At 69.7% G+C, this 9,583-nt stretch carries 11 protein-coding genes; 4 read left to right on the top strand and 7 right to left on the bottom strand.

What is annotated here, in order from left to right; all coding sequences use genetic code 11:
* On the top strand, window positions 1-684 hold a 684-nt coding region (otsB, locus tag WBA11_RS20115), incomplete at its 5' end, for a trehalose-phosphatase (RefSeq protein ID WP_424522414.1).
* Window positions 685-750: 66 nt separating this feature from the next.
* Window positions 751-2,751 (top strand): glycoside hydrolase family 15 protein, encoded by a 2,001-nt coding sequence (locus WBA11_RS20110; RefSeq protein ID WP_424522413.1) that lies wholly within the window; start codon window positions 751-753, stop codon window positions 2,749-2,751.
* Between the two features lie 23 nt (window positions 2,752-2,774).
* On the opposite strand, the gene WBA11_RS20105 is transcribed toward WBA11_RS20110, so the two are convergent.
* On the bottom strand, window positions 2,775-4,151 hold the full coding sequence (locus WBA11_RS20105) for a DUF4932 domain-containing protein (RefSeq protein WP_424522412.1): 1,377 nt from the start codon (window positions 4,149-4,151) through the stop codon (window positions 2,775-2,777).
* Between the two features lie 120 nt (window positions 4,152-4,271).
* Window positions 4,272-4,496 (bottom strand): hypothetical protein, encoded by a 225-nt coding sequence (locus tag WBA11_RS20100; protein ID WP_424522411.1) that lies wholly within the window; start codon window positions 4,494-4,496, stop codon window positions 4,272-4,274.
* A 132-nt stretch (window positions 4,497-4,628) separates the two neighbouring features.
* Between WBA11_RS20100 and WBA11_RS20095 the strand changes: the two genes are divergently transcribed.
* Both WBA11_RS20095 and WBA11_RS20090 read left to right on the top strand, forming a co-directional pair.
* The gene (locus tag WBA11_RS20095; RefSeq protein ID WP_424522410.1) at window positions 4,629-5,501 is read left to right on the top strand and encodes an acyl-CoA thioesterase; all 873 of its coding nucleotides are present in this window, start codon (window positions 4,629-4,631) and stop codon (window positions 5,499-5,501) included.
* 9 nt (window positions 5,502-5,510) lie between these two features.
* Window positions 5,511-6,158, top strand: coding sequence for a M23 family metallopeptidase (locus WBA11_RS20090; RefSeq protein WP_424522409.1), 648 nt, complete (start codon window positions 5,511-5,513; stop codon window positions 6,156-6,158).
* 43 nt (window positions 6,159-6,201) lie between these two features.
* Here WBA11_RS20090 and WBA11_RS20085 read toward each other — a convergent pair whose 3' ends face one another.
* From WBA11_RS20085 to WBA11_RS20065, 5 genes are all read right to left on the bottom strand, one after another.
* Window positions 6,202-6,333, bottom strand: a complete 132-nt coding sequence (locus tag WBA11_RS20085; RefSeq protein ID WP_424522408.1) for a hypothetical protein — start codon at window positions 6,331-6,333, stop codon at window positions 6,202-6,204.
* Window positions 6,334-6,350: 17 nt separating this feature from the next.
* Window positions 6,351-7,556: a L,D-transpeptidase family protein gene (locus tag WBA11_RS20080; protein WP_424522407.1), complete on the bottom strand. Its 1,206-nt coding sequence runs from the start codon at window positions 7,554-7,556 to the stop codon at window positions 6,351-6,353.
* A 72-nt stretch (window positions 7,557-7,628) separates the two neighbouring features.
* Entirely contained in the window at window positions 7,629-8,129 is a 501-nt protein-coding gene (locus tag WBA11_RS20075; protein WP_424522406.1) for a DinB family protein, read from the bottom strand.
* A 91-nt stretch (window positions 8,130-8,220) separates the two neighbouring features.
* On the bottom strand, window positions 8,221-9,132 hold the full coding sequence (locus WBA11_RS20070; protein ID WP_424522405.1) for a hypothetical protein: 912 nt from the start codon (window positions 9,130-9,132) through the stop codon (window positions 8,221-8,223).
* Between the two features lie 65 nt (window positions 9,133-9,197).
* Window positions 9,198-9,583 (bottom strand): M20/M25/M40 family metallo-hydrolase (locus WBA11_RS20065; RefSeq protein ID WP_424522404.1); only part of this gene is annotated, 386 nt, incomplete at its 5' end.

Raw genomic sequence — 9,583 nt, 5'->3', positions numbered from 1 at the left:
GACCGCCCGCTACTGTTCCTCGACTTCGACGGCACACTCGCGCCTATCGTGGACGACCCGGCCGCGGCGGCTCCGCACCCCGCCGTGCCGGACTTGCTAGTCGCCCTCGAGGACGCGCACCCCGTCGTGGTCGTGACCGGCCGCGACCTCGAGGCGCTCGGCCGATTGCTGGGTGTCCACGTCCGGGCCGTCGGGCTCCACGGCGCGGAGGAGGGGTGGGCTGACGGGACCGTCGAGCAACGGGCCGGCGAGGAGCACGCCGACGCTCTCTCCGGTCTCAAGGCGGCCGTGCCCGACCTCCCCGGCGTACACGTCGAGGACAAGGGCGCCGCGTTCGCCGTCCACTACCGCCACGCGCCCGACGCCGACGCTGCACGCGCCGCCCTCGAGGGCTGGACCGAGGCCGTGCCCCAAGGCCTGGTGCCGATCTGGGGCAAGGCCGTCGTCGAGCTCCGTGCCGAAGGCGTCTCGAAGGGGACGGCCGTGACGCGAATCGCCTCGGCACACCCGGACCGGACGCCGGTCTACCTCGGCGACGACGTGACGGACGAGGACGCCTTCGTCGCTCTCCAGGCCCTGCGGACGCCGTCGGTGACCGTCAAGGTCGGAGAAGGAGAGACGGTCGCGGCCCATCGGCTGCCGGACGTCGAGGCCGTGGTCGGGTATCTCCGCCGTTTTTTGTAGGCGTCCTCGAGGGCGCGCATCGCCCTCGACCGGCGCGATCTTCCCCGCTCACACCGCGCTCGCCCCTTGACCATCCCCTACGCTCCGATCGAGGACTACGGCCTCATCGGCAACATGCGGACCGCCGCGCTCGTCGGCAAGAACGGGTCGGTGGACTGGCTGTGCCTGCCCCACTTCGACTCGCCGTCCGTGTTCGGCGGCATCTTGGACTCGGAAAAGGGCGGCCACTTCCGCATCGAGGTCGACGGCAGCTACGCGACGCGGCAGACGTACCTCCCGGACTCGAACGTGCTCGTCACGCGGTTCACGGGCGAGGAGGGCGCGGCCGAGGTCGTGGACTACATGCCCGTCGGCGACATCGGGCCGGACGCGGGCTACCACCGCTTGATCCGCCACGTCCGGGTGCTACGCGGCCGGATCAAGATCGGGATCCGCGTCGCGCCGCGGTTTGACTATGGGCGGAGCCGCCACGCCGTCGAGCTGACCGAGGAGGGCGCCGTGTTCACGGCCGAGTCCGGCGGCCCCGACGGCGGCCCGATGCGGTTGGGCCTGTCGACCGTCCGTACGCTCTACGTCGACGACACCGACCCGGACCACCCCGTCATCACGCGCGACCTCGAGCTCGAGCGCGGCGACCGGGTCACGCTCGAGCTCCGCTACCTCGACGCCGTCGGGCGCCTGGAGGAGCCGCTCAGTCGCGACGAGGAGTACGACCTGTTCCGAGCTACGACCGACTACTGGCGCGACTGGCTCGAGGGATGCACGTACACCGGTCGCTGGCGCGAGACCGTCCGGCGGAGCGCGCTCCTGCTCAAGCTGCTCACCTTCGAGCCGACCGGGGCCATCGTCGCCGCGCCCACGACGTCGCTCCCCGAGAACATCGGCGGGCACCGCAACTGGGACTACCGCTACTCGTGGATCCGCGACGCCGCGTTCACGCTCTACGGTCTCTTGCGGATCGGGTTCACGGCCGAGGTCCGCTCGTTTATCGGCTGGCTCCGCGACCGGTGCGAGTCGGGCATCACAGATGACCCGAACGGCCCGCTCCAGATCGTCTACGGGATCGATGGCCGACGGACCTTGGACGAGTTCGAGCTCGACCACCTCGAGGGCTACAAAGGTTCGAGGCCGGTCCGCGTCGGCAACGGGGCGGCGGGCCAGCTCCAGCTCGACATCTACGGCGAGTTGTTGGACGCCGTCTACCTGTACGACAAGTACGGCACGCCGATCGCGTACGAGTTCTGGCAGGACATCGTCAAGTACGTGGACTGGGTGTGTGCCAACTGGGACCGGCCGGACGAGGGGATCTGGGAGGTCCGCGGCGAACGCGAGCAGTTCGTGTACTCGAAGCTGATGTGCTGGGTCGCCCTAGACCGAGGGCTTCGGCTGGCCGACAAGCGGTCGCTCCCGGCGCCGCGGCGGCGCTGGCTCAAGACGCGCGACCGGATCTACAGGGCCATCATGGAGAAGGGCTGGAATGAGGAGCGCGGCGCGTTCGTCCAGTCGTTCGGCAGCGACGTCCTCGATGCGTCGAACTTGCTGATGCCGCTGGTCTTCTTTACCGGGCCGAACGACCCCCGGATGATCTCGACGCTGGAGGAGACGCTCAAGGCGCCCGAAGAGGGCGGCCTGACGAGCGACTGCTTGGTCTGGCGCTACAACACCGGCGAGGTGGACGACGGCGTCGGCGGGGAGGAGGGCGCGTTCAACCTGTGCTCGTTCTGGCTCGTGGAGGCCTTGGCGCGGGCGGGCCGGATCGATCCGGCGTACCTCGACAAGGCGCGCGTCATGTTCGAGAAGATGCTCGGCTACTCGAACCACCTCGGCCTGTTCTCCGAGATGACCGGGCTGAGCGGTCAGGCGCTGGGCAACTTCCCCCAGGCGTTCAGTCACCTGGGCCTGATCTCGGCCGCCTACAACATCGACCGCGCCCTCGACGAGGGCCGCAGTCGCGGACGGCGGGGCCAACGCCCCGAGGTGCCCGCGCAGGCGCGCTCCGAGGCGCCCGACTACCCGCGTCCGGGCGCCGAGCCCTCAACGCAGCCCGGCCCGACGAAGGCGCGCTGATCCGTCCTCGAGGACGCCTCCGGTTAGCGTTGCTCGTCGGTTGCCCTGTCCGCCATCCAGGCGGCGAGGTCGGGGATGAGATCTGCGACCGTCTCGCCCGGTGCGCGCCGGGCGTAGCGGTCCGCCAAGGCGCCCTCGAAGGCGCCGAACTGGACGAAGCCCCGGTTGCGTTCCATAAACCGGGTCACGCCGTCTCGCGTCTCGGCTGCGGTCTCCGCCGGGTAGTGGTCGTCGATGTAGAGCAGGAAGACGGCCCACGTCATGTACTCCGCGAACGTCTCGTAGGCGCTCCGATAGACGCTGATCTGATTCCACACGTCGAGATCCGGCATCGCGTCCTGGATCGCGCGGATGTGCGGGTCCATCGCGGGGTTGACGTAGGTGTGGTCGTACTCCGTGAACGCCATCCGGCTCATCTCGACCTGCCTCCACGACGCCGATCCGGTCCCCACGATCGACTCGCCGTCCTCGAGGACGGAAGGGCCGGGAATGAACGCGATGGACTGGCGGTGATCGCCGTCCTCGACCGTCATGGCGTTGTGGGTCCCGTAGGTCAGCGGTGAGAACACGGTGAGGTAGCTCTGGGACCGCGCGGGGAACTCGGCCTCGAGCCACGTCCACATTTGGTGAACCGGAAGGAGGTCCTCCATGTCTCGGACGCTCTCCACGTAGTACGGGCGGTTCTCGTCGTAGAAGGCTCGGAAGCCGGACTCCGTCGCGAACGCCTCGAGGTCGGGGAGGAGGGTCGTGAGCCGGGCGTGCCCGCGGCCGAGCGAGGCGTACGTCGTGTCCGGGACGATCCGGTCGTCCTCGAAGCGGAAGGCGAGCGCGTTGGAGCGGACGGGGACGTAGTCGTCGTCGCGGAGTACGGCCTCGAGGGCGATGATGGCCGGGTGCTCTGTGAACGGGAGGAAGTGCGCTCGGACGCGGTCGTAGTACGGCCCGCTTCGCCAGACGAGGACGTTCGTCGTGTCTCGTCCTGTGGGCGTCAACGCAAAGGCGACGTTGACCAACTCGTACACCTCCGGCGCGGCAATCCGCGAGGTCCCGATCTGGTCATCGGAGAAGGAGGCTTCGGCCGGACTCCAGAACGTGAAGTCGAGCGCTATCCTGCGTCCTTCACGAGCCAGCCTGACTCGATAAATACCCGGCGCGTCTGGGACGACCCGGAGCGTGTCACCCGCGCTGATGAGAGCGACGGAGAGCCGCTTGCCATCGTTGACCAGGGGGACGTTGAAGACCTCGACGGAGTCGAAGTCTGCGACCTCGAGATCGATCGACCAGTCGGCTTCGGGGACGAGAAGGCGGACGCTCTCGGTGCTCGGCGCCCACTCGACGGGCGCCTGGGCCGATGCGGAAGCCGCGAGAATCGAGGCGAGCGCGAAACAGCGAAACGGCATGGTCGAGGGTGCAGACTGTCTCAGTCACGCACGCCACAGCGCCGGAGTTACAACGTCATTGGTGCGCATCCATGACAGACGTCGTCCGTCCTCGAGGACGCGGCCTCGAGGGCGACACGGCTAGAGGCCCTCGTCCACGTCCTCGACCTCGCCGACCTCGAGGTCGGCGTCGTCGATCATGACGTCGTCGTCGAGCATCAACGTGTCCGTCATGGCGTCCTCCTCGGGGTCCGTCACGACCTCGGCGGCGCCCGGCGCGATGGGCGGGTCGGCCGGTGCTGCGGGCTCGTCGGCGCAGCCGGCGACGAAGGCGATGGCGAGGACGAAGGCGAAGAGGGGCTTCATGGCAGCAAAGAGTGAGCGAGCCAAAGAGTAGCCGACGGCGTGTCCTCCGGCAAGCGTGGGTCGGTGAAAAGGTCTCGACGGAACGGTATCGGCGTGGGGAGGCGGTTTCTTGGAGCCTCGAACCCTGCCACGATGTCCGCCCTCGACGACCTCCTCGACCTCCTCGACCTCGAACCGATCGAGGTCCACATCTTCCGAGGGCGCAACCGGCCGTTGGCGTCGCCGCGTGTGTTCGGCGGCCAGGTGCTCGCCCAAGCTCTCGTCGCGGCGGGCCGCTCCGTCGAGGACGGCCGGGAGTGCCACTCGCTGCACGCCTACTTTATCCTGCCCGGCGACATCGAGGCGCCCATCGTCTACGAGGTCGAGAAGCTGCGCGACGGCGGGTCGTTCTCGACGCGGCGCGTGACGGCGATCCAGCACGGGCGACCCATCTTCAACGCCTCGCTCTCGTTCCACCGCGTCGAGGACGGGCCGGACCACCAGGCGGAGCCCGCCCTCGAGGTCCCGGCGCCCGACGACCTGACGTCCGAGCGCGAGCTGGCCGCGGGCATCGCGGACCGCCTGCCCGAGCCGCTTCGGACGGTCCTGACGCGCGAGCGCCCCATCGACTTTAGGCCCGTGGACCCGGCCGACCCGCTTCGCCCGTCGCCGCGCCCAGCCCAGTCCGCGACCTGGCTCCGCGCCGACGGGACGATGCCGGACGACCCGTTGGTCCACCAGGCGATCCTGGCCTACGCGAGCGACTGGGGCCTGCTCGCGACGTCGCTGCTGCCTCATGGCAAGTCGGTCTTCGACGGGACGATCCAGGCCGCGTCGCTCGACCACGCCATCTGGTTCCACCGCCCGTTCCGCGCCGACGGCTGGCTGCTCTATGCGATGGACTCCCCGACGGCCGCGGGCGCGCGAGCATTTACACGCGGCGCCGTTACCGACGCGAACGGCATCTTGGTCGCGAGTACCGTCCAGGAGGGCCTGGTCCGACCCATCGACCGGTCCCGGCGCTAGACTGGGATCATGCGCGCGCTTCTCGCCCTGCTCGTTCTGCTCTCCGCGTGCCGGCTCGAGTCGGGCACCGACCTCGAGGCCGACCCCGACTCGACGGCGATAGAGATTCCCGTCCTCGAGGACGAGGTGCCTGTACGCGACGAGGCGCCAATGGACTCGTCCGACCTCGACGCGACCGGTTCCACTCTCGAGGCCGACGACACTCGTTCCGACCTCGAGGTCGAGCCTGGCGGCCTGCTGATTCCCGTCGTCGGCGTGCCGCCGAGTGAGCTGGTCGACACGTACCGAGCGGCGCGGAGCGAGGGCCGATCGCACGACGCCATCGACATCATGGCGCCTCGAGGTCGGATGGTCGTGGCCGCGGCGCCGGGCCGAGTCGTGAGGCTATTCACGAGCGACAAAGGCGGGATCACGGCCTACGTCCTCGGTACGGATGACCGGACGGTCTACTACTACGCGCACCTCGACGCGTATGCGGACGGCCTCGAGGATGGCGACGTGTTGCAGCAGGGCGATCCCATCGGGACCGTCGGCGACACCGGCAACGCGGTGCCGGAGAGCACGCACTTGCACTTCGCGATTTGGACCGTCGACGACCCGGCGGACTTTTGGGACGGCGAGACCGTCAACCCCTACCCGTTGCTGACGGGCGAGTAGGCGTCCTCGAGGTCGCCATTGATTGCGCGGGAGGTCTCGGTGCTCACGCCGTCCTCGAGACCGGATCGCCCTCGAGGCCGACAGGGAAGACACCGTTGCGCGCAACGGCGCCCTGGGACGGTCGAGGCCCATAGCCCTCGAGGTCGAACACACGCGCCCTCGAGGACGCGAGCACCTCCGCACCTCCGCAGGCTACGACCTCGAGGACATGTCGCGGAACCGGACCGGCGTCCCGCCTTCGACCATGCCCGCCAGCCGGAGCACGTCCCAGTTGGTCAGCCGCACGCAGCCCGCCGACGACGCGTAGCCGATCGTGCCCGGCGCGCGCGTGCCGTGGATGCCGTAGTGCTCCTTCGACAACGCCATCCAGACCAGGCCGACGGCGTTGTTCGGACCGGGCGGCAGGTGCGCCTCTTCCTCGTCATCCGGGACGCCCTCCAAGATGGACGGCTGGTAGTGCCACCACGGATCGCGCGTCACGCTCTCGACCTCGAAGCTGCCTTGGGGCGACGGGTCGTAGCTCGAGCCGACGGTGACGGGCGCGTGGAACAGGACGTCGCCGTTGGCCGCGAGCGCGTGGAGGTAGCCGGCCTCGCCCGAGATCACCAGGCGCGAGACCTCGCCCTCGAGGCCGGGCGCACCCGCGACGTTGGGTACGCGGAGGGTGTCGCCGGCCGCCAGGCTGTCGAGCGCGACGCCGCCGTTGAGCTGGGCCAGGAACGACGGCGCGGCGTGGAACCGCTCGCCGAGCTTTTCGGACAGCGACTCGAACCCCAACCGGTCGAGCTCGGCCTTCTCGTAGACGTCGTCTGGGATCTCGACGAACGGGCCGGCAACGTCGTCCTCGGTCAAGACGTGGGTCGTGACCAACTCGCTCGGCTGGCCGGCGCGCTCGGCCAGGGCTCGGACCGTCGCTTCGTTGGCGACCGTCGTCGCCTCGAGGTTGGCGGAGCGCTGAAACCAGACCAACGCGAGCTCGGTGTTGTCACCCCAGCGCCCGTCGATCTGGCCCGGAGAGAACCCGGCGCGGTCGAGCAGGACCTGGAGCTTGGCGACGCTCGGTCCCTCGACGTCTCCTCCCAACGGAAGCTGAAGGCGTGAGGACCAGTCGCGCGTCGAGTCGAGGTCGGCGAGCGTTTCGGTGTTGGCGCGCTGGGCGTCGGCCTGGCCCGTCGTGTCCGCGCCGATCAGGTCGCGGCCTCGTCCTCGATAGCGGTTGGCCTCGGCTTCTTCGTCGGACGGCACGCGGTCGTCGCCGACTGTCGACACCGTGTCCGGCGCGCTCACCGTCGAGACGACGTCGGCGGACGTCTTGGAGGCCGAGGCGTCAGGCTCGGCGCCGTCCATCTGGCAGGCGGTGATGGAGACCGCGAAGGCGAGGGCGAGCGTGACGCGCATGATGTCCGTGGTGGGGACTCGGTCGAACGCCGTGTCGCCGGCGCCGTTCGACCTCGAGGGTCAGGGCGCTCGCTATTCACCCGGCAACCGGCGGTCGTCGGCGGACGGGCCGTAGGTGCCGGGGACGAACGCGTCGAGCAGGCGGAGGTAGACCGAGAGCTGGCCGCGGTGGTGCGCGATGTGGCTCAGCATCCAGCGCCGCACGACGACGTGGCGAGGGTCGGTGGACAACGTCTTGCCGCCCATCGCGAGCGACCAGTCGGCCTCGAGGTCGGCTTCGCTCGCGTCCTCGAGGAGCGCGCGGACTTCGGCCGTCTTCTCGTCCCACATCGCGACTAGGTCGTCCGTCGACGTGATCTCGGGCCGCGGCGGGCGGGGCGTCGCCAGGTCGAGGCCGTCGGTCGTCATGGTCTGAACAGCCATCGTCGGGAGACTCGCGACGTGGAGCGCGAGAGCGCCCAGCGACATCGACTTCTCGTGCGGCTTCCAGTCGGCGTGCTCCCACGGGACGGCAGCGAGCATCTGGCGTGTGGCCTGGGCCTCGAGGTCGAAGTCGGCGAAGAGGGGGGACATGCTGGGGTGGGGAATCGGAGTAGAGCCGTGGCCCTTCGACCTCGAGGACGCGGCGTACACGTCTCGGTGCGGCCCGTCACCCCCGAGGACGCTAGCGGAGCCGGAGCGTGAGGAAGTGGGGCAGGTGTTGCGGGTCGTTGCCGCCGGCCGCGGTCGGCCGAGCCAACGTCCCCGCGCGGCGGTTCCAGACGTGGACCGACGCGCCGCCATCGAGGGCGATCTGGTGCTCTTCGGCCACGCCCAGCCGAGCCAACAGCGCCGAGAGCGAGTCGATGGGAGCGGACCCGTCGCTGGTCCCGATCAGCATCGTCCTCGAGGCGCCGGACGAGTCGGCCTCGATGGGACCCAAGATGTGGAAGCGGTTGGGCGTCCGCGTCGGGTGCGCCGACGGCGCGTAGCTCACGACGCCCTCCTCGAACGGGTCGACGCCGAGCGGGGCGCCCGTCTCTGGGTCGTACGTCGCCACGCGGAAGGTGCTGCCATCGAGGGCGAGGGCGCGCAGCGGCCGGCTCCACCGTTGGCCGTCGGCGCCGGGCTGTCCCGGACCGGCCGGGCTGCTGCCGCCCGACACGACGATCCCGTTCTCCGAGATCGGAAACGCGAGTCGGGTCGACGGCCGACCGGGCGTCTCGAAAAAGGCCCCGTTCATTACCATCAGCAGGCGCGGGTCGGCGTACTGCTGGCGCGTGACGGTCCCCGGCGGCATCATCCCGAACGCCGGGCTCGATGCGCGCGGGTGGAAGTGCGAGCCCGCTGTCCCGCCGTCGGCGACGGGACCCAAGATGTGGTTGAGGACCGTGCCGCGGGCGTCGGCCCATTGCAGCGTGACGCCGGGGAGGGCGACCATCGCGTAGGTCTCGCCCTCGGCGTCCAGCACCTCGCCCTCCACGCCGAGCCGGTCGAGTGCGTCCTCGAGGACGGCCGGAACGGCGAGCGTGTCCGAGGACGGCGTGACCGCGGGCGCGTTGGGCTCGGCGGTGCAGGCGAGAAGGGCAAGCGGCAAGAGGCATAGGGCAAGGGGCGAAAGCCATTCCCTCGCCGCACCCCTCTTGCCCCTTACCCCTTCCCTCATGCCTCTCCCTCGGCAAACGCGTCCATAAACCGGATCGAGGCCTCGATGCCTTGGTGGAACCGGTCGAGGCCGAACCGCTCGTTCGGGCTGTGGATCGAGTCCGAGTCCAGACCGAAGCCCATCAGGACGGTGTCCAGGCCCAAGATCTTCTTGAAGTCGGCGACGATGGGGATCGAGCCGCCCTCGCGCGTAAAGTGCGGGCGCTCGCCGAACACGCCCTCGAGGGCGGTGGCCGCCGCCTGCATCGCCGGCGCATCGCGGTCCACGATCACGCCATGACCGCCGTGCAGGTTGCGGAACGTCAAGGTCATCGTGTCCGGGACGTGCTTTTCGACGTGCGCCCGGAGCTTGTCCGTGATCTCGCCCGGCGTCTGCCCTGGGA

The organism is Rubrivirga sp., assembly GCF_049648075.1.
Classification (GTDB): domain Bacteria; phylum Bacteroidota; class Rhodothermia; order Rhodothermales; family Rubricoccaceae; genus Rubrivirga.
The sequence above is the reverse complement of the archived record's forward strand: the minus strand, read 5'-3'. Positions and strand labels throughout refer to the sequence as shown.